17 protein-coding genes are annotated in these 19,044 nt (G+C 68.4%); 10 read left to right on the top strand and 7 right to left on the bottom strand.

The features are described 5' to 3' along the window. Positions 1 to 2: 2 nt before the first annotated feature. Positions 3 to 1,736, bottom strand: coding sequence for an acyl-CoA dehydrogenase family protein (locus ACIHAD_RS03190; RefSeq protein WP_397352675.1), 1,734 nt, complete (start codon positions 1,734 to 1,736; stop codon positions 3 to 5). Next, positions 1,733 to 1,990: an acyl carrier protein gene (locus tag ACIHAD_RS03195; protein WP_397352676.1), complete on the bottom strand. Its 258-nt coding sequence runs from the start codon at positions 1,988 to 1,990 to the stop codon at positions 1,733 to 1,735. Before ACIHAD_RS03195 ends, ACIHAD_RS03190 begins: the two co-directional genes overlap by 4 nt. 222 nt (positions 1,991 to 2,212) lie before the next feature. On the opposite strand from ACIHAD_RS03195, the gene ACIHAD_RS03200 reads away from it, so the two are divergent. After that, positions 2,213 to 3,952 (top strand): fatty acyl-AMP ligase, encoded by a 1,740-nt coding sequence (locus ACIHAD_RS03200; protein ID WP_397352677.1) that lies wholly within the window; start codon positions 2,213 to 2,215, stop codon positions 3,950 to 3,952. Positions 3,953 to 3,980: 28 nt separating this feature from the next. On the opposite strand, the gene ACIHAD_RS03205 is transcribed toward ACIHAD_RS03200, so the two are convergent. From ACIHAD_RS03205 to ACIHAD_RS03215, 3 genes are all read right to left on the bottom strand, one after another. Beyond that, a complete protein-coding gene (locus ACIHAD_RS03205; protein ID WP_397352678.1) occupies positions 3,981 to 5,072 on the bottom strand; it encodes a type III PLP-dependent enzyme in 1,092 nt (363 codons plus the stop codon). Positions 5,073 to 5,201: 129 nt separating this feature from the next. Further along, positions 5,202 to 6,041, bottom strand: coding sequence for a hypothetical protein (locus ACIHAD_RS03210; RefSeq protein WP_397352679.1), 840 nt, complete (start codon positions 6,039 to 6,041; stop codon positions 5,202 to 5,204). Positions 6,042 to 6,054: 13 nt separating this feature from the next. After that, positions 6,055 to 7,410, bottom strand: a complete 1,356-nt coding sequence (locus ACIHAD_RS03215) for a condensation domain-containing protein (protein WP_397352680.1) — start codon at positions 7,408 to 7,410, stop codon at positions 6,055 to 6,057. 179 nt (positions 7,411 to 7,589) lie between these two features. Here ACIHAD_RS03215 and sbnA point away from each other — a divergent pair, with 179 nt between their 5' ends. From sbnA to ACIHAD_RS03245, 6 genes are read left to right on the top strand one after another with little or no spacing between them, the layout of a single operon-like run. After that, positions 7,590 to 8,576 carry a 2,3-diaminopropionate biosynthesis protein SbnA gene (gene sbnA / locus ACIHAD_RS03220; protein WP_397352681.1) on the top strand — a complete coding sequence of 329 codons (987 nt, stop codon included), beginning with the start codon at positions 7,590 to 7,592 and terminating at the stop codon, positions 8,574 to 8,576. A gap of 1 nt (position 8,577) precedes the next feature. Next, positions 8,578 to 9,579 (top strand): 2,3-diaminopropionate biosynthesis protein SbnB, encoded by a 1,002-nt coding sequence (gene sbnB / locus ACIHAD_RS03225; protein WP_397352682.1) that lies wholly within the window; start codon positions 8,578 to 8,580, stop codon positions 9,577 to 9,579. 40 nt (positions 9,580 to 9,619) lie between these two features. After that, a complete protein-coding gene (locus ACIHAD_RS03230; RefSeq protein ID WP_397352683.1) occupies positions 9,620 to 10,561 on the top strand; it encodes an ornithine carbamoyltransferase in 942 nt (313 codons plus the stop codon). Beyond that, complete coding sequence (locus ACIHAD_RS03235; protein WP_397352684.1) at positions 10,551 to 11,525, top strand: 3-oxoacyl-[acyl-carrier-protein] synthase III C-terminal domain-containing protein; 975 nt, start codon at positions 10,551 to 10,553, stop codon at positions 11,523 to 11,525. The genes ACIHAD_RS03230 and ACIHAD_RS03235 overlap by 11 nt, the downstream gene beginning before the upstream one ends. A gap of 32 nt (positions 11,526 to 11,557) precedes the next feature. Then, positions 11,558 to 11,839 (top strand): acyl carrier protein, encoded by a 282-nt coding sequence (locus ACIHAD_RS03240; RefSeq protein ID WP_397352685.1) that lies wholly within the window; start codon positions 11,558 to 11,560, stop codon positions 11,837 to 11,839. 3 nt (positions 11,840 to 11,842) lie between these two features. Beyond that, positions 11,843 to 12,637, top strand: a complete 795-nt coding sequence (locus ACIHAD_RS03245; protein WP_397352687.1) for a hypothetical protein — start codon at positions 11,843 to 11,845, stop codon at positions 12,635 to 12,637. Positions 12,638 to 12,700: 63 nt separating this feature from the next. Here the strand turns inward: ACIHAD_RS03245 and ACIHAD_RS03250 are convergent, their stop codons facing one another. Further along, positions 12,701 to 13,681 (bottom strand): TauD/TfdA family dioxygenase, encoded by a 981-nt coding sequence (locus ACIHAD_RS03250; RefSeq protein WP_397352688.1) that lies wholly within the window; start codon positions 13,679 to 13,681, stop codon positions 12,701 to 12,703. Between the two features lie 3 nt (positions 13,682 to 13,684). Further along, the gene (locus ACIHAD_RS03255; RefSeq protein WP_397352689.1) at positions 13,685 to 14,668 is read right to left on the bottom strand and encodes a TauD/TfdA family dioxygenase; all 984 of its coding nucleotides are present in this window, start codon (positions 14,666 to 14,668) and stop codon (positions 13,685 to 13,687) included. Positions 14,669 to 14,909: 241 nt separating this feature from the next. Here ACIHAD_RS03255 and ACIHAD_RS03260 point away from each other — a divergent pair, with 241 nt between their 5' ends. From ACIHAD_RS03260 to ACIHAD_RS03270, 3 genes are all read left to right on the top strand, one after another. Beyond that, the gene (locus ACIHAD_RS03260; RefSeq protein ID WP_397352690.1) at positions 14,910 to 15,923 is read left to right on the top strand and encodes a phosphopantetheine-binding protein; all 1,014 of its coding nucleotides are present in this window, start codon (positions 14,910 to 14,912) and stop codon (positions 15,921 to 15,923) included. Beyond that, positions 15,920 to 16,681, top strand: coding sequence for a thioesterase II family protein (locus ACIHAD_RS03265; protein ID WP_397352691.1), 762 nt, complete (start codon positions 15,920 to 15,922; stop codon positions 16,679 to 16,681). Before ACIHAD_RS03260 ends, ACIHAD_RS03265 begins: the two co-directional genes overlap by 4 nt. A gap of 77 nt (positions 16,682 to 16,758) precedes the next feature. Continuing rightward, positions 16,759 to 19,041, top strand: a complete 2,283-nt coding sequence (locus tag ACIHAD_RS03270; protein WP_397352692.1) for an amino acid adenylation domain-containing protein — start codon at positions 16,759 to 16,761, stop codon at positions 19,039 to 19,041. The last annotated feature ends 3 nt before the right edge of the window (positions 19,042 to 19,044 follow it).

The raw sequence follows: 19,044 nt of genomic DNA on the forward strand, positions 1-19,044 counted from the left end.
TCCTATTCGGCGATCGCCATCGGCATCAGCGAGAAGAGCTCGCCCGCCTCCGCCTGCCGGCACATCAGGTCGAACGCCACCGGCATGAGGCGTTCGTTGCGCGCGAGGTCGGTACGCAGGCGGCGGACGATCCGATCCAGGCAGAGCACGACCCATTCGCCGTCGCGGAACTGCGGGGACAAGGTGTCCCGGGCGTGTATCCACGTGAGCAGCACTGACCCGGCCGCGTGGAGCAGCGCATGTGTCCGGGCGACGGTGAAGGCGTGCGCGCCGGGCCGGCGGGAGTGCTGGACGGCGAGTGCCTGGACATCTCGCAGCAGCCTGGCCCGAATTCGGTCGAGTCGATCGAGGACCGCCGCCAGCTCGGCGGAGAGAGTCGCGTCGAGCGCTGCCATGAGCTCCAGAGCACGTGCGCGATGGCGAGGCCAGCCTGTGGTGATCTCGTCGTCGGTCCCGTTGGTCAGGCGCATGGCCGCCCCTGACGGTTGCCACGTGCGAGGTTCGGTCCCCAGCGCGAACAGGTGCGCCAGCAGGCCGTCGTCACGAGCGTGATCCCGGCCTCGCCCATCGTTCACGTGGGGCAGCTGCGCGGCGATCGAAGCCAGGTTCACATGGCTCGTGCCCTCGAAGATGCCGGCGATGACCAGGTCACGCTCGATCTTCTGGAAGTGCCGGTACGCGAACTCCGTCCTCAGGTAGCGCCTCGCACTCAGCACAGTGGCCAGGCCCGCCACAGCCTCTTCGCAGATCGCAGGTACCAAATACTTCACCACGGACGACCAGAGACTCACGCGGCCCGGAGCGGCCGAGATTGCTCTCGTGACGGGGACGGCCGTGCATTCCCCGATCAGCAGATCAAGGTAGGCGTCGACGAGCACGCCGCCGACCACCGGAATCTTCGTGATCGGCGCCCCGTAGAGTTCGCGGCCTTGCGCGTATCGCAGGGCGATGCGGAGGGCGGTGTCGAGACCGCCCATCGCGAATCCACCGATGAGGGTACGGGTGAGCTGGAGGGTCTTGAGGACTTTCGCCGCGCCGGATCCTTCCTTGCCGAGGAGGGTCTGCTCCGGCACGGGACAGGCGGAGAACTCGATCCCGGACAGGTCATGGCCCCGGAGACCCAGGGTCGGGACGCGGTCGAGCGGCCGCCACCTGCCTTCCGGCAGCTTCTCTTTGTCCAACAGCAGAAGCGAGAACGCCTGGGTGCCGGTGCGGGCGTAGAGGGTGAGGAAAGTGCCGCGGTTGCCGTTGCCGACCAACCACTTCGACCCGTCGACGACGAAGCGATCACCGTCGCGACGCGCCCGAACCCCACAGTTGATCAGGTCGCTGCCGTGATCGGCCTCTGACATCGCGAACGTGCCGCAAGCGCCGTCGCGGACGGCGGCTGCCAGCCATCGCTGCTGCGTTCCGTCACCCCAGAGCCACACGGGGTTGGCGGCCAGGAGCGTGGTTCCGTAGTAGACGGCGAACCTCGCATCCCGGCGGGCCAATGCCCGGAACGCGGCGAACAGTTGCTCGTAGGAGTCGAGTCGGCCACCGATGTGCCGCGGGACGAGCAGGTCGCCGAACCCCCAGTCCCGGATGACGGCAAGCCCGTCGTGCGGGAACCGCTCGCGCTCGTCGGCCTCGACCAGGATCTCCGCCGACAGTGATTCGTCGCTCTGCCTGATCAGCCGTTCCAGATCGGCGGCGGGCGCGTACGTCGCCGTGCCGATCGGCACAGAGACGGTCACCGCCCGCCGCCTTTCAAGCAACCGTGCAAATACTTGGCGAGTTCTGACACCGTGGGATGGTCCCAAACCGTCGACGGGTCGAGTTCGATGTCGTAGCGGTCCTGGATTTCGCCTGTGATGCCCATGACGTACACCGAGTCGACGCCGAGGGTCACGAGTGACGCATCAGTTCCGATCTCATCGGTTTCACAATCGAGATACACGGCGATCCGCTCTGCCAGCCAGGCACCGATGGCGTCGACCTCATCGTTCATTCGGATTCCTCAGGTCGTTGATCCACTGCTCGCACGGCTCATCCTGGATATCCTCACGGCGGGTGTCAACGGAAGTTTCTCTGCCGAAATTGCCCACCGGTTGGGCACCGGCGACAAGAAGCAGCTCGGTAGTACCGGGGCGGCAATTCCCGGCTTCTTGCGGCAGCGCATTTGCCCGTGTACTGCCTGGACTGCCCGCCCGCTCCCGGATGTCATCTGGGCATGACTACTGGCGAGAGCTCGATGACCCTGTGCGCCGCAGTACGGTCACACGCCCTCCATCATCCGGAGCGCCCCGCGATCGGCATGGTCCGCAATCCGCTCGATCCGTCGACCGTACGCTGGTGGACCTATGCCGAGCTGCATCGCGAGGCGCAGTCGGTGGCGGCGCACCTGCGGGAACGGGCTGACGCCGGCTCGCGGGTGCTGTTGACCTATCCGGCCGGCGGTGAATTCGTCACCGCACTGCTCGGCTGTTTGTATGCGGACATGATCGCCGTTCCTTCTTCGCTACCGGGTCAGTCCGCGCATTCGCGGCGGCGGGTGCTCAGCATCGCCCGCGACGCGGATTTCTCCATTGTGCTGGCGGCTGCCCCGGCAGCCGGCGAGATACGCGAATGGGCGGACGCGCACCAGGTCGGGGCGACGGTTCTTGAGCATGACGGGGTGTCACACCACGACCGCCCTTATTTTGACCCGGCGGCGGCGTCGCCCGATACGGTGGCCATTCTTCAGTACACGTCCGGTTCGACCGGGCACCCGAAGGGAAGCGTCGTCACCCATGGCAATTTCATGGCGAACGCGACCTCTCTCCTTCGGACTTTCGGCCTGGGCCACACCGACAGACTCGGCGGATGGATTCCCAACTACCACGACATGGGCCTCGGCGGAATCATCGTGCCCCCGTTGTTCGCCGGTTGCAGCGCCGTCCTCATGGATCCGACGGCCTTCCTGCGCCGCCCCGCTGCGTGGCTCAAGCTGATCAGCACGTTCGGCGTCACCTTCTCAGCGGCCCCGAACTTCGGATACCGCCTGTGCAACCGCCGGGTGACCGAGGACGAGATCGACGAACTCGACCTGACGTCGTGGAAGCATGCGGCCAACGGGTCGGAGCCGGTGGACACCCGCGTGGTGCGAGAGTTCACCCAACGGTTCGCGCGGGCCGGTTTGCGGCCCGAGGCCGTCGTCCCGTGTTACGGGATGGCCGAGGCCACGGTCTTCGTGTCGGCCTCACCTGATCGTCCTGCCGTGGTCACCAGGTGCGACGGCGACGCGCTCGCCGGTGGCCGGATGCTCCCCGTCACGCCGGACTCATCCTCTCGCGAAGTGGTGAGCTGCGGCCGGCCCCGGGACCTCGACGTACGGATCGTCGCCCCCGCTTCCGGAACTGAGCTGGCGGACGGCGAGATCGGCGAGATCTGGCTACGGGGGCGCTCAATCGTGGCCGGCTACTGGGACGACGACGAGTCGACGGCGCGGACGTTCGGTGCCCGCCTTGGCGCCGACGAGGGTTTCCTTCGCACCGGCGATCTCGGCGCCCTGGTGGACGGCGAGCTGTACGTCACCGGCCGGATCAAGGAGATGCTCATCGTCCGCGGCCGGAACATCTACCCGCACGACGTGGAGCAGGAAGTCCGGCTGCACCACGACGTGCTGCGGGAAGGATGTGGGGCGGCCGTCATGGTTCCGGATGAGTCGGGCGGCGAGCGGCTGGTCCTGATGCATGAGGTCGCGGGCCGCGTGCTGCAGGCCGAACTGGCTGCGACGGCGCTGAGCATTCGCCAGGTCGTCGTCCGCGAGTTCGGCGTGCGCTGTGACGCGGTGGTGCTGCTGCGCCGTGGCGCCGTCCGCCGGACGACGAGCGGCAAGATCGAGCGGTCGGAGATGCGCCGGGCCTATCTCGCCGGCGAGCTGCGCTCGTTGTTCGAGGACGCGCCCGGGGGGCCGGGTCCGAAGGGATGACCCGCAGCGCCTCACAACCCTCAAGATCTTATTCGGCGACATCCCGGTCCAGGCAGATCACCGCGGGCGGGGTGAAACCGTTGAAGCAGACGGACGCATAGCTCGTCGTATAGGCACCGGCGCTGAGAATGTCCACGTGGTCCCCTGAGGTCAGTCCCAAGGGCAACGTGTACGGCTCGTGCTCGAAGAGGATGTCCGCGCTGTCGCAGGTGGGTCCGGCCAGCACAGCCGGTCCCTCCGGGCCGCCGTCGAGCGCGGTGGCCATCCGGTAGCGGATCGCCTCCCCCTCTGTCTCGGCGAGCCCGCCGAATCGGCCGATGTCCAGGTAGATCCATCGCTTCCGATCGCGCTCGTCCGAGACCAGCACGATCTCGGTGCGCAGCACGCCCGCGTCGGCGACCAGGCAACGCCCGGGCTCCATCGCCAACTGCCCGGAGAAGCCGGGGAAGTGCCGGGCGACCGAGTCGAGAACGGCTTCGCCGTACGCACTCATCGGGGGTTGTTCCCCCTGGTACCGGGCGGGCAGGCCGCCGCCCATGTTGAGCAGGCGCGGCGGCAGCCCGCACTCGGCGTGGACCCGGGCGGCGGCCGATACAGGCGCCTCCCATCTCGTGGGGTCGAGCTGCTGCGAGCCGACGTGGAAGCAGACGCCCACCGGGTCCAGGCCGGACTCCAGGGCACGGCGCAGCAGGCCGGCCGCCTGTTCGGGTGGGCAGCCGAACTTGCGGCCCAGCGGCCACAACGCCCCGTCCGAAGTGGCGGCGATGCGGCAGACGACCTGCGCGCCGGGGGCGTGCTCCGCCAGCTTCTCCAACTCCTGCGGGCAGTCGAAGACGAACAGGCGCACGCCGCGCGCGTAGGCGTAGGCGATGTCCCGGGCCTTCTTCGCCGGGTTGCCGTAGGAGAGTGTTTCCGGCGCCGCTCCGGCGGCGAGGCACAGGTCTATTTCCGGGGTGCTGGCCACGTCGAAGGAGGCGCCCAGGCGGACGAGCAGCTGCACTATTTCCGGGTGCGGGTTGGCCTTCACGGCGTAATAGCACGTCACGCCGGGAAAGCTCTGGTTGAACTCGTGCAGGCGTTCCGCGACCACGTGCAGGTCCAGCACCAGCACCGGGGTCACGGGGCGTTGCGTGGCGAGATGGGCCCGAAACCGCTCGAAGCCTCGACAGTCGGTCACGAGGCGTTCACACCCGCGGCCAGGGCGTGGGCGGTCCTCCGCCGCGTCGCCGGCGAACTCATCACCTGCATCTCACAGGGCTTCCGGCCAACCGGCAGGGTCGTTGCCGTGCTGGTGGATCAGGGCGAGCGCGATTCTGTCGAGACCGAAGGCGACGCACGAGCTGTACGCCCATCCCGTGTCCCGGTAGCTGATCGAGAAGCGTTCACCCAGATGGTCCTTGTGGCTGTTGGCCGACCCGATCGCCGTTCCTGGGTCGTCGTCCGACATGTGGGCGACGAACTCGTGCTTCAGGCTCTGTTCGAGTTGGCTGGAGCGCATGAAATGGCTGCCCGGGCCGAAGAAGGGGTCGCTGGCCGGTTTTACGGTGACCGGTAGCCCGAGCTGGGCGAAGAACGTACGGCCACGGGTGACCCAGTCATCGCGCCAGCGTTGTGCGGTGTCGTCGTCCGAGACGATGACGAACTCTCGCATCCGGAACGAGCGGAACCTGCCCAGCTCGGCCGTGCTCTCGTGCCGATAGCACCAGCCGCTGACGTCGAACTGGCGCGCGTCGTCGATGGCGCGGTCGGCCAGTTCCTGGTAGACGCCGTAGCAGACCGCGGGCATCAGCACGGCGTCGCTTTCTCCGGAGCCGCCGATGTGCGGTTGGACCATGCCGAGCAAGTGCGGGAAGGCCGCGTCGTATTTGGCCCGCTCGATGGTCACCCGGGCGATGACCGGTGGATATTGAAACGGTCCGGACGGGCCGTTCGGGCTGAGGTGGGTCAGCCGGCTCTGCAGCCACGAGACCACCCGCTCGAACTTCGGCGTGAATTTGACTACGCCAGCCAACTGGGCGTCCTCCAGCCAGCCCGCCGCGGCCAACCTCTGGAAGGATCTGTTCGACACGTCACTGACCGGAACCGACATCTCTGAGCTTCCTCTATCCCTCGTACACGGGATGCTCGCGCCGTGCGCCACGAGCGGCTTTCTCCAACATCTGGTAATACATGTCCGCCAGATCGCCGGCGGCTTCGGACGTGAACACCGACGTGTTGTATTTGAATCGCACCCGGGTCCCGCCCTGCCGAACGACAAGGGCGTTGAGATCGAACTGACCCAGCTGATCCGGGAAATCGAAATGGGACAGCTCAAGCCCGGCGAATTCCCCCCTCCTGCCGGGCTCGACCATGCCGTAGAGGGGGTCGGCCGGCCGTCCCATGTCCGCGCCGAACATGACCGTCACCATGCCGGGGAGCCTGCGGTCGGGGCGGTGGCCGACGAGCCTGGGAATGAGCGCGGCCGGATAGTCGCGGTGCACCATGCCCCGCCAGAACCGGTCGCCGGTGCGCCGCAGCGTCGCCTCGAACGTGTCCGAGGGCCCTACTGAGGAGCGCATGGGCAAGGCATTCACGAAATAGCCGACGGAGGCGGCGAAGCGGCGGGCGGACCGCTGCGAGACGGGACAGCCGATTAGGATATCGGTCTTCCCCGTAAGACGGTGGATCATGACCTGGAAGGCCGCCATGAGGTACACGAAGGCGGTGACGTTCTCGGCGGCCGCTGCCGACCGGATCGCGGCCGTCAGCCCATCCGGCAGATGGAGGGCGAGCTCGGCTCCCTCGTACCGGTAATCAGCCGGTCTCGGCCATCGGTCGAACGGCGCCGGCGCCGTCAGATCAGCGAGTTCGGCACGCCAGTAGGCCTCGGCCGCCCGGGCTCGCGGCGTCGTCAGAGAGTCACGTTGCCGCGCGACGAAGTCGTCGTAGGTCTCGCTCTCCTCGTCCACCGGCTCACCGGCGTAGTGGGAGAGCGCCTGACGAACGACCGCCACCAGCCCGACGTCGTCGACGACCATGTGATGAGCGTTGATCAGCAGGACGTGGTCATGTCGGCGGCGCAGGAGACAGAAACGGATGGGCAGCTCGTGGTCGAGCCGGAAAGGGCGCTGCGACAATTCCCTGAGCCGGTCGCGCAAGGACGACTCGTCCAGGTCCGTGGCGTCCACGATGTCCCATCCGGCCTGCAGGTCGCCGTCCGGATCGACCGGCAGGCGCCTCACCTCACCATCGACCAGGCGGAACACGGATCGCAGGACGTCATTGCTGCGCACGGTCAGCGCCGCGGCTCCCGCCAGCTTCTCCACGTCGAGGGGAGAGTGGATCGCCACGGCCGTCCCCATGTTGTAGGCGGCACAGTCAGGATAGAGCTGCTGGACGAACCACAACGCCTCCTGCCCGGCGCTGAGCTCACGTCCGGTTCCCGGCGTGCGCAGGTGGTGATCCCCTCGGCGCGGCATGGAACAAGTACGGCATCCGCATCCGGCCGGGTCGAGGAAGGACCACGGGCAATTTCGCGGGACCGCAGAACGAGGGCAATCTGCCGTTCAATTGCCTGTTCGGCCGCGAAACGATTTGCCTACGCTCTGCGGTGAAGGTCGACGGCCGATGGAACAGCGCGGCGCCAAGTGGGGGAAGCGTGATCTATGAGCGGATCCATGACATCGTTATGGACGATATCTTCCTGCGCGTCACCGACGTAGTGCCGGACGTCGACATATATCTGAAGCTGGAGGGCCTCAACCCGACCGGCTCCATCAAAATCAAGCCGGCCATTAGCATGATCCGCGATGCCGAGACGCGTGGGCTGCTGCGTCCCGGGAGCCGAGTGGTGGAATCCTCCTCAGGCAGCCTCGGAATCGCGCTGGCCATGGTGTGCGCCGCGCGGAGTTATCGATTTCTCTGTGTGACCGACCCGAATATCTCGGCACAGAGCCTGGCCATCATGAAGGCTTTGGGCGCCGACGTCGTGCAGATCGACAGACGTGATGCCAACGGCGGATACCTGGGCAGCCGCATCGCATACATCAACGAGCTCATGGCGGCCGATCCGGGCATCGTATGGCTGAACCAGTATGCGAATTCCGCGAACTGGATCGCACATGCGGAGACCACAGCCGCCGCCATTCACGCCGAATTGTCCGAGCTCGACTACCTCTTCGTCGGCGCCGGCACGGCCGGCACGCTCATGGGTTGCGTACGGTATTTCCGTCACGCCTCGCCGGGCACCAAGGTCGTCGCCGTCGACGCGGTCGGCTCGGTGAGCTTCGGCGGGCCGGCCGGTGCGCGGCACATCCCCGGGATCGGCACCAGCAGCAGGCCCGAGATCCTGCGACCGGACGAGGTCGAGGATCTCGTGCTCGTCGACGAGTGCGAGGCCGTCCGCGTCTGCCGCTGGTTGGCCCGTGAACGCGGCATCTTCGTGGGCGGGTCCACCGGATCGATAGTCGCGGCGATCATACAACGGGCGCCGGACCTGCCCCCCGGGTCCCGGGTGGTCGGGATCGCGCCCGACCTCGGTGACAGATACGCCCAGACCGTCTATGACGACACATGGGTGGACGAGCGGCTGATGACGTCCGACGATGCCCTGCCGACGATCGACCTCGACCCGGTGAGAGGCTGACATGTTCGATTTCCATGTGATGCGCGGTCCCGACATCCGGTCCTTCATCGAGGAGTCCCGGCCCGCGGTGGTGGAGACCGTCCGCGACGCCTACCTCGCCCACCACCGCGGTGAGACGCTCAATCCGCCGAGTTACTTCCTGCGGTTCCCGGAGCGGCCCACTGCCCGCATCATCGCGTTGCCCGCCGCTCTGCGGTCTCCAGCGGTGGCCGGCATCAAATGGGTCGCCAGCTTTCCCGAGAACGTCACGCGCAACGTGCCGCGGGCCTCGGCGGTGCTGATCCTCAACGACCCGGAGACGGGATATCCGTTCGCCTGTTTGGAGGGCGCGCAGATCAGTGCGGCCCGTACGGCCGCCTCAGCGGTCCTGGCCGCCGAGAAGCTGCACGGTTCACGCGCGGCAGGAAGGATCGCCGTCGTGGGCGCCGGCGTCATATCGCGAACGGTCATGGAGTTCCTCCACGATCTGGGCTGGCAGATCAAGGAGACGGCGGTGTTCGACACCGACCGGGACTCCGCCACCAGCGCGACCCGGTTCGCCGACGGGCTCGGCTTCCCTGGCGCGGTGGCGGCCTCGTTGGCCGACGCGACGCGGGGCGCGGACATCGTGGTGCTGGCCACCAACGCCGGTACGCCCCACATCGTGGCCGACGATGCCTTCGAACCCGGCCAGGTCGTACTCAACCTGTCTCTGCGGGACATCGGGCCAGAACTCATCGAAGCCTCGCACAACGTCCTGGACGACATCGAGCATTGTCTGACTGCCCAGACCTCTCCGCACCTGGCGGAGCAACTGTTCGGCCATCGGAAGTTCATCGACGGGACGATGGGCCGGCTGCTTCTGGACGAGATCACCTTCGGTCAGGACAAGCCACGCATCTTCTCCCCCTTCGGCCTGGGGGTTCTCGACCTTGCGCTGAGCATGGAGGTGCTACGAGCCGGCCTGGACAAGGGCCGGACGCTCACAGTGCCTGATTTCTTCGCCGAGACCGAACGCTGGTAGCCACTCCGACGGAGTCCGGTCCCATCAGAAAGGTGGCAAGGTGGGCAGCCGCAGTATCCGACATCTCATCACTCTCCGCGATCTGGCCGATACCGATATTCGCGACATCGTCGACCGGGGGGTGGCGTTGGCCCAGACACCCTCCGGTGATCGGCTGCGTGACACACTGGCCGACGCCGTGGTGGGTGTCTACTTCACGAAGACGTCCACCCGCACCCGTACGGCCTTCTCCTCCGGCGCCCTGCGCCTGGGAGCGGGCCTGATCACGTACGGCGCACGGGACCTGCAGACCAACACCGGCGAGTCGAGCGAGGACACCGGTCGCGTGCTGTCGCGGATGCTCACGGCGCTGGTCGCACGGACGGCCGGCGATCCGGCCGAGATGCGCGCCTGGGCACACCAGAAGCGGATGGCGGTCGTCAACGCCATGAGCGCGGACGAGCACCCGACACAGGCGCTGGCGGATCTGACCACCCTGTCGCAGCACTTCGGGGACGTGGACGGGCTCCGGATCCTCTACGTGGGAGAGGGCAACAACACCGCCAGCGCCCTGGCCCTGGCCCTGAGCCGCTTCCGTGACGTCCGGCTGGAGCTACGGACACCGCCCGGCTACGGCCTCTCTGCCGAACTCATGGATTCCGTCGCGACACGGGGCCGGGCCAACGGCACCCTCATTCAGCAGCGCCATGATCTCAAGGACCTGGTCTCCGACATTCAGGCCGTCTACACCACACGGTGGCAGACGACCGGTACCACCAAGGCCGACCCGAATTGGCGCGCCGTCTTCGCTCCCTTCCAGGTCGACGAAGCGCTCGTCGACGAGCTGCCGGGATCGATCTTCATGCACGACCTGCCCGCGCATCGCGGCGAAGAGGTGACGGCCGGCGTGCTGGACGGGCCGGCCAGCATCGCCTTCACCCAGGCGGAGAACAAGATGTTCAGCGCGATGGCGGTCCTCGAGTGGTGTCACGGTGTCGGATGACAACGGCCACGGCGACTGCACCAGCTTCCTGACCTTGCGCAATGTGGCGCTCTTCGTCCCTGAAGAGCGAGTGCCGGTACACCAGCTGGCCGAGGCGGCGCAATGGCCGGCCACCGAGGCGCGGTTGCTGACCCGCTTCCTCGGCCTGGACCGGGTCGCGGTCGCCGATCGGCACACGATGACGGCCATGCTGCTCGACGCCGCCGGCGCGGCGCTCGACGGCTGTGACGGCTCCAAGGTGCGGTATTTGATCCACGCGCACACCATGCCGCACATCGCGCCGCCCAGCATGCCCGTCCTCGCCGTGCTTCCCGAGAAGCTCGGTCTGACCGACGCCCGCGTGTTCGCGGTCTCCCACCAGGGCTGCGTGGCCGGCCTGTACGCGCTGAAGCTGTGCGACCTGCTCCTGCGCGCCGAGCCCGCCGGCACCATGGCGCTGTTGGTGGTGGGCGACAAGGCGCCGTCGCCGGCCGCACGACCACTTCGGGGCACGTCGATGCTGGGCGATGCCGCGATCGGCGTGCTGACCGCACTCGGGGGGCCGGGCGACGCCGTGATCGGATTCGCCCATCGGACCATGGGCCGGTTCTATCGTGCGCGTTACATGCCCATGGCGGTGCGCCGTGAATACCTCGACGCCTACACGACGACCTTGGCCGACGTCATCACCGCGGCTGTCCGCAAGGCCGGGCTGGACATCGGCGGGATCGCCCAGATCCTGCCGCACAACGTCAACCGCCACTCCTGGACGTTGATCGCGAAGGCATTGGAGATCCCCATCTCCCGCATATACCTGGACAACGTTCCGAATCTAGGCCATTGCTACAGCGCCGACCCTTTCATCAATCTCGAATTCGCCCGGACAGCCGGAGTCGTCACGGCGGGTGACGCCGTGGTTCTGGCATCCGCCGGTGAGGGCGGAACCTTCACCGCCGCAGTGCTTCGCCTCACGTCTGATCAATGAACAGACTCCATACCTGTATTGCGAGGAGAATCGTGCCTGCCGTTGCCCATTCCGCTGAGATCCGGAGCTTCCTCCGCGCGGAGTTGTCCGTCATCCTCGGGGCGGAGCTCCCTGAGCTCAGCGACGACATGCGACTGTTCGACGAGCTGGGACTGGACTCCGCTGGAGTCATCGAACTGCTCATCAGGATGGAGGACTCGTTCGGCCTTCCCGTCGATCCGGACGACCTGACGCGGGCGGTGTTCCAGACCGTGGGCACGTTGAGCGCCTACATCGCGGCCGGCCTGGCCGGCGTGCGTGGCGAGGCAGGATAGCCGATGACCGCGAACTGCTCGGCAGGGCGCGGGTTGCCGGTGGGCCGCCCGATCGTGCGGTCCTTCACCGGCGGCGCGGGTCCCCTGCTGCAGCCTGACGAGCGCAGGACGATCGACGACCTCGTGGCGGCCCACGGGATGAGGCCGGCGCCGCCTGATCCGTCGGGCTTGACCTTCTCCCAGATGGCGCAGGGCCTGCTGGAGAGCCTCGACAGGCCGCTACCGCCACTGGGCGCGACGATTCTCGCGTACCAGGAACCTGACATCACGGTCGCGGAGGTCGCCGGGTCCCGAGTGGCCGACCTGTGTCCGGGCGACCCTGTTGCCTTCTCCGTCTCCGGTCAGGGGGTCGGCGCGCCCTTCACAGCTCTGCGCGTCCTGCACGCCATGTACGCCGCGGGAGAACTCACGGGCGGCGCTGTATTCGCCTTCGACCAGTCGGCCAGCCTCTATGCCGACGGCAACCGGGCGGAGCGGGACCGCGTGGTGCTCCTGGTCACCGGCGACGTCGGATCGGACGGTCTCATGCTGGACGTCCTCGACGAGGTGCCGGCCGACGATCCCGCGAGCGTCCTGCACGGCGCCCTGGACGAGATGCCGGTCACCGTGGGCGCGCAACTCGCCGATCATCTGGGACCCGCCGCGAGGCGGCGCAGCGTCGAGATCACCCGTGAACGGGGATGCGCCGCGGTGTGGGCGACGGCGGCGGCCTCGTGGCGGCCGGGCCGGCGCAGTCTCGTGGCGGACTACGATCCCGGCACGCGACGGCTCTTCAGAGCCTTGCTCCAGCCGGGGTGACGGGCGGGGTGACGGGCGGGGTGACGGGCGGGGTGACGGTGGAGCACGACCACTGCGCCGGCCTCACCGAACCGGTGCGCCGATGGCCGCGCCCCCCGGCATCACGGAGTGCGGCTCCGCCATGGCCACCGCGATGCGCCGAGGCCCCGTGAAGGCCTCGCGGCCATGCGCGACGAGCATGTTGTCGATCATCAGGATGTCGCCCCTGCGGTAGTCGAACCGTGTCGACGCAGCTCGGTAGGCGTCCCGAAGATGCTCCACGACAGGATCGGGGATCGATCCGCCGTCGCCGAAGAAGGCATGACCGGGCAGCTCCTCCTCGGCGAACATCGCCCGGAGGCCGTCACGTACGTCCGGGCTAAGCGTGCTGACATGGAAGAACGTCGCATGGTTGAACCAGACGGGCTCGCCCGAGCGCGGGTGCGGGTGCACGGCCTGCCGGACGGCACGAGTGCGCAACCAGTGCTCGTTCAGCCAGGTGGCCTCGATCCCGTTGGCCGCGCAATAGGCCGCCACGGCCTGGCGGTCCTCCGTGCCGAAGACCTCTCGCCAGCCCAGACCGAACCCGTCACGGAAGTTGCGCACAGCCATCCATCCGCGCCGGCCGAACTCCTCGCGCACCTCCGGCGCGATCCGGGCCAGCACCTCGCGAGTGTCGACCAGCGGCGTCGCCCCGCCCCTGGCCGGTGGCTCCACGCAGAAGAAGTACAGGACCATGGGCCACTGCTGCTGGTAGGAGTTCTCGTTGTGGAAGAAGATCTCCTCGTCCGGCGGGTACTCGGTCGACGTGTAGACGTTGCCCTTGATCTGCGACCGAGGCGACGACCTTTCCGTGTACCTGAGCGTCTCTCCCGAGAGGCCCTTGACCACGCGGTCGAAGTCTTCGACGCCGGAGATGCCGAAGTCGCGCAGCAGCACCGAGCCGTGCTCGGCCATCGCCGCCCGGATGTCAGCACGCTGCTCGACCAGCCCGGCCACGCCCGAGCCGTGTCCGATGACGGTGTGGGGCAGCTCGTCCCGGCTCCCCCATGCGCTTGTCCGCATGCGTTAGTCCAGAACCATGCCGTTGTCGGCACGCCTGCTGCGGCTGCGGCGGATGTCCAGGTGAACGAAGACCCGGTGCAGCCATCGGTCGGTGCCGTCATAGCGAGGGGAGTAGGCGCTCCGGCCGTGGGCCACGATCCGGTTGTCCAGTATGGCCATGTCACCGGGTCTCAGCACGAGGTCCGCGGACACGTCCATGATGGCCTGCCGCAACCGGTCCAGCGCGGCCCCGGCTGAGCGGTCCAGTCCGGTGGTGGTGTCCAGGTCGACCCGCAGGTCGGGATCCTCGGCGTCCCCCGACAGGACGCCGTGCGGCTCGCTCCGCGCGGCCGACCGGAAGGACGGAGGGGGCGCGGTGCGGAAGCGTGGCTCGTGCAGCAGCGTCCGATCGGCGTCGGTCAGGAACGGCAGCGCGTCGAGCACCGAGCAGACCCGGGTGGAGACCAGTTCGTGGTCAGGGGTGCGCAGGCACAGCAGCCCCACGTAGTCAGGACGGTTCGGATGGAAGGCATTCTCCGTGTGCACCTGGAGCTGCACCGAGCCCCCGTTGCTCTGTGTGCTCGCCAGCGCCGGAACGGGCACGATGTTGTGGACGAGTGCCCCGTTCTTCTCGCTGCGGTAGGCGATCACCTCGCCCAGCTGATGCGCGAGGATCACGGCTGTCGCGGAGGCGACGGTGGCACGGCGCTCGACCGAGTCCGCCATGGTCGGCGTCGCGGGAAGACTCTCGGCGCCGACAGGCAGGTTGGCTATCGTCAGGAACCCCTGACGGCCCGCGTCGTGCCGGTAGTGGCGTAGCGTCTCCATCAGCCGCACGGGCAGCCGGCAGCTCGCCGAACGTGCCTCGTCAAGCCATGCGGAGTCATCGACCCGCCCGGTCGCGACCCTGGTGAGGCGGGAGGCGAGCGCCTCGACCACCTTCCGTTCATCGCGGGAGAGCTCCAGCCCGGGATGGCTGGTGAAGTCGCGGATCGGTGCAATGGACACGGTCCCTGCTCCTCGCTAGCGGCTCGGTTCATCGGCCACATCCTGGCCATCACATGATGCGCGGATCCAGGAACCCGAAACGGCAACTTGCCCATCCGGCAGTTGCCTGCCGGATGCCTGGCTCCGTCCCACGGGTTACCACAAGATCAGGATCATTGTCGGAGTCCAGTGCCTATGAGGTGGGATGACCAGCACCACAGACTCAGACGTCACTCCACGTCGTCCGTTGTCATGCCACGCGGTGGAACGCGTGATCCGGGAGGTCTGGGCGGATCATTTCGGCCGTGAGGTCGGCCCGCACGACGACTTCTACGACCTCGGCGGAGATTCGATCACCGTCACCGACATCGTGTTGCTCGCCCGCGAACGAGGGCTCGACGTGCGCAGCTCGGCCGCCTTGCGGTATTCGACCCCCGCCCGGCTGGCCGAGCACCTGACGATCGGCGCCGACGGCCCGCCGAAAGATGTTCCGGGGCTGCGGTCGTCCGCGGAGGATGTGTGCGCGCAGGAGTGGAACCCTGCCGACGTCGAGCCGGCGCCGATCGTGGAAGAGGGCGAGAACGTCCCTCTCTTCGTCGTGCACTCCTACAGCCATGTCCAGGCCGAGCGGGAGGCGGTCGCCGGCTGGGTGCGCCGACGGCCGGCCTTCGGTCTGGCGCTGCCCGGCGGCAACGGTCCCGTCCCGCCGATGTCGTCGCTGCGGGAGATCGGCGAACGGTACGCCGCGGCCATCGGGGCGCGACTGTCTCACGGGCGGATCCGGCTGGCGGGCTTCGGACCGGGCGCGGCCGTCGCGGTGGAGGTCGCGCGCGTCCTGGCCCGCTCAGCGGAGGTCGAACAGCTCGTCCTGGTCAACCCGCCCGCGCTCGATCGGCGTCCCGAGCCGCTCGACGTCGTCCACTCCCGTCACCTGGATGTGTTCGCGCGCCGGTTCGGGCTGGACGGCACCGAGTCGGCGACGCAGGCCCATGAGCGCGTCGATCAGGAGCACGGCTGGTACCGCGGGTGCACGCCACCTGATCTGGCCCGCCTGCAGCTCGCCTCGGCGCTCTTCGACCGCCTGCTGAGCGAGTACGGTCCCGAACCGTACGAGGGGCCGGCAGTCCTGTTCCAGGACTCGGCCGTACCAGAGCGCACGTGGCGACCGATCCTGCCGCGCCTGGACGTCCACAAGCTCGGCTACGGGCTCACCTCGCCCCACGCGATCATCGGCGACCCGGCGCTGGCCGACATGATCCGGCGGACGCCGGCATGAGCCCGGCCGGTCCGGCCTCGACCAGCCGATGGACGGTGCGAACCGGCGGTGACGCGTCCACGCGTCTACGTCTTCTGTGCTTCCCGCACGTCGGCGCGGGCGCGGTCACGTTCAGATCCTGGACCGACCACCTGCCCGCGGACGTCGAGTTGTGCGCCGTGCGCCTCCCCGGGCGGGAGAACCGGATGGCCGAGCCGCTCATCGACGATGCCGACCCCCTCTTCGCCGCCATGGAACCGGCGTTGGCGCCGCTGCTCGACCGGCCCTTCGTCCTCGTCGGGCACTGCTCGGGCAGCGTGCTGGCCTACGAGTTCGCCCGGCGCCTCGGCTCGTCCGGTGGGCCCGTGCCGCGCCTGCTGGTGCTCTCCTCCACCGAGGCGCCGGCACAACGGCGGATCGACGACCCGCTGCACCTCCTGCCGAGCGACGCCCTGCGCGCCCGGGTCATCCAGTTCGGCGGCATGCCCCAGGCAGTCGTCGACGATCCCGACCTGATGAGACTGTTCGAACGGGTGCTCCGGGCCGACTACCGGCTGGTCGAAAGGCTGGTCTACTCTCCTGGGCCGCCCCTGGAGACCCCCATCGCCGTGATCGGCGGCCGGCACGACGACCACGTCTCATGCGCGGCGATGGCCGCCTGGTGCCAGGAGACCTCGAAGGACTTCACGCTCCACGTGCTGGAGGCCGGCCACTATCTCGTCCACGAAGCCGGGGAGCTCGTCGGACGACTGGCGAGGCAGCTACTTGAGGATCGGTGATCGCGATGGGCAATGATCGCGGAAGCTCGCCCCCCACAGGCTCGCAATCATCGGCTGCGGCCTCCCCGTCCAGGACGATGACGGTGCCGTGGGCGGACCTGTCGGCGGGCCTGCGGACGCTGGCCGCCGCCGCAGGGGCGGACGAGTCGGTGGTGCTGCTGGCTGCCCATCTCAAGGTGCTGAGCATGCTGGCCGGCGGCCCTGTCGTGCGTACCGGCGTCGATCTTCGGGGCGGGCCCTCGGCGTCCCTCGTCGCGCACGTGTCCGCCGCGACATGGTCAGGCCTGGTCGGCCACGCCAAGCGGCGGCTGGCCGCGGCGGAGCCCGCCCTCGGGGAGGCACGGGACGAGGCCCGGTTCGTGGTCGGCGTTTCGGCCCCGGCCGAGCACGGGCTCGCCGTCGCGGTGCAGGGATCCGAACTGACGGTTTCCGCGACCTCCTCCGCCGTGCCGGTGGAGTCGATGGCGGAGATGTTCCGTGCCGTCCTGACGTCGATGGCGTCGTCCATCGACGGCGACGCTCGTGCCTCCTTCCTGCCCGACGTCGAACGACGCCTCGTCCTGGCCGACTGGGCTCGCGGACCGCGGACGGCGCGCGAGCCGGTCACGGTCCTCGACCTGATCCAGAGGCAGGTCGCGCGGACGCCGGCCGCCGTGGCGGTCCGGGTGGGGACGCAGACGCTCACCTATGGCGAGCTCGATCGGCTCTCCGACCGAATCGCCCGGCGGATCCTCGACGAGGAAGTACCTGACGACGTACCGGTCGGGGTGTGCATGCGCCGCCACGCCGACCTCCTGCCGACCTTGATCGGTGTGTGGAAGGCGGGCGCCGCATACTTGCCGCTCGATCCCGACCTGCCGGTTCAGCGGTTGAGCCGGATGACCGCGATGGCCGGCTGCTCGCTCGTCGTCTCGCACTCCGAGCACCTCGACACCGTGACGGCGCTGGGGCGGGCCAAGGCGCTGCTGCTCGACCAGGACATGGCGGCGGCCGGGGCGGAGGCCGGGGCCGGGCGGCGGAGCCGGCTTCGTCCGCACGACGTCGCCTACGTCATCTTCACGTCCGGCTCGACCGGACTGCCGAAGGGGGTGATGGTCGAGCACCGCGGGCTGGCCAACTATCTGCTCTGGACGGCGCGGGCCTACGCGGCGTGCGGCGAGGGAGGTTCTCCTTACTTCACCTCTCTGGGATTCGATCTCGGGATGCCCAGCCTGTTCACGCCGCTGATGGTCGGCCAAGCGGTTCACCTGCTGCCCGACCCGCTGGATCCGGCCGATCTAGGCGCGGTGCTGGTCGAAGGCGGGCCGTACAGCTTCATCAAGATGACGCCCGGCCATCTCAACCTGATCAGCCTGGACCTCTCCTCCGATCAGGCGGCTAAGCTGGCCGGGGTGGTGATCGCCGCGGGCGACGCCTTCCCCGCTTCGCTGGCCGTGCGCTGGCACGAGCTGTCCGGACCGGACGGGACAGCGGTCGCCACCGAGTACGGCCCGACGGAGATCACGGTCGGCAACTCGGGCGCCAGGATCACTCCGGGCCGTTCACGCGACGGCCTGCTCCCCCTCGGCGAGCCCATCCCCAACACGACGGTCTACGTTCTCACGGAGTGGCTGGAGCCGGTCGCGCCCGGAGTGGTGGCCGAGGTGTACGTGGGCGGCGCGGGGGTCGCCCGCGGCTATCTCGGCGACCCCGCGCTGACGGCGGAGCGGTTCGTCCCCGACCCCTACGGTGCGCCGGGCTCGCGGCTCTATCGCACCGGTGACCGTGCCGGCTGGCGGAAGGGTGAGCTGGAGTTCTTCGGCCGTACCGACCATCAGCTGAAGATCCGGGGCCACCGGATCGAGCTGGCCGAGGTGGGAGCGGCGCTGCAGCGACATCCCGGAGTCCGGGACGCGATCGTCGTCGACCGTCATCACGGGAGCCGGGTCGACCTGGTGGGATTCGTGGTTCCCGTGGCCGGTCACACGGTCGATCCGGCCGGCCTGCTCTCGCTGATCGCCGAAGATCTTCCCGGGTACATGATCCCGTCCGTGATCCGGAGCATCGACGAGTTCCCCCTGACCGCGAACGGCAAAGTGGACCACCGTGCCCTGCGGCACCTGCTCCACGAGGATGCTCCGCCTCCGCTCGCGCCCGGCCAGGAGGAGATGGACGAGGCGGAGGAGACGGCCTACGACGTGGTCATCAACGACGAGGAGCAGTTCTCGCTGTGGGCCGCCGGGCGACCGGTACCGGCCGGATGGCAGTCCGCGGGCTACTCGGGCAGTCGCGACGAGTGCTTGCGGCACATCGCCGCCGTATGGACCGACATGAGGCCGCGCAGTGCGCGCCGTCACGTTGTCACCGACATCCCGGAGTGATCG

Origin of the sequence: Nonomuraea sp. NPDC052265 (assembly GCF_044547985.1) — a bacterium.
GTDB lineage: Bacteria > Actinomycetota > Actinomycetes > Streptosporangiales > Streptosporangiaceae > Nonomuraea.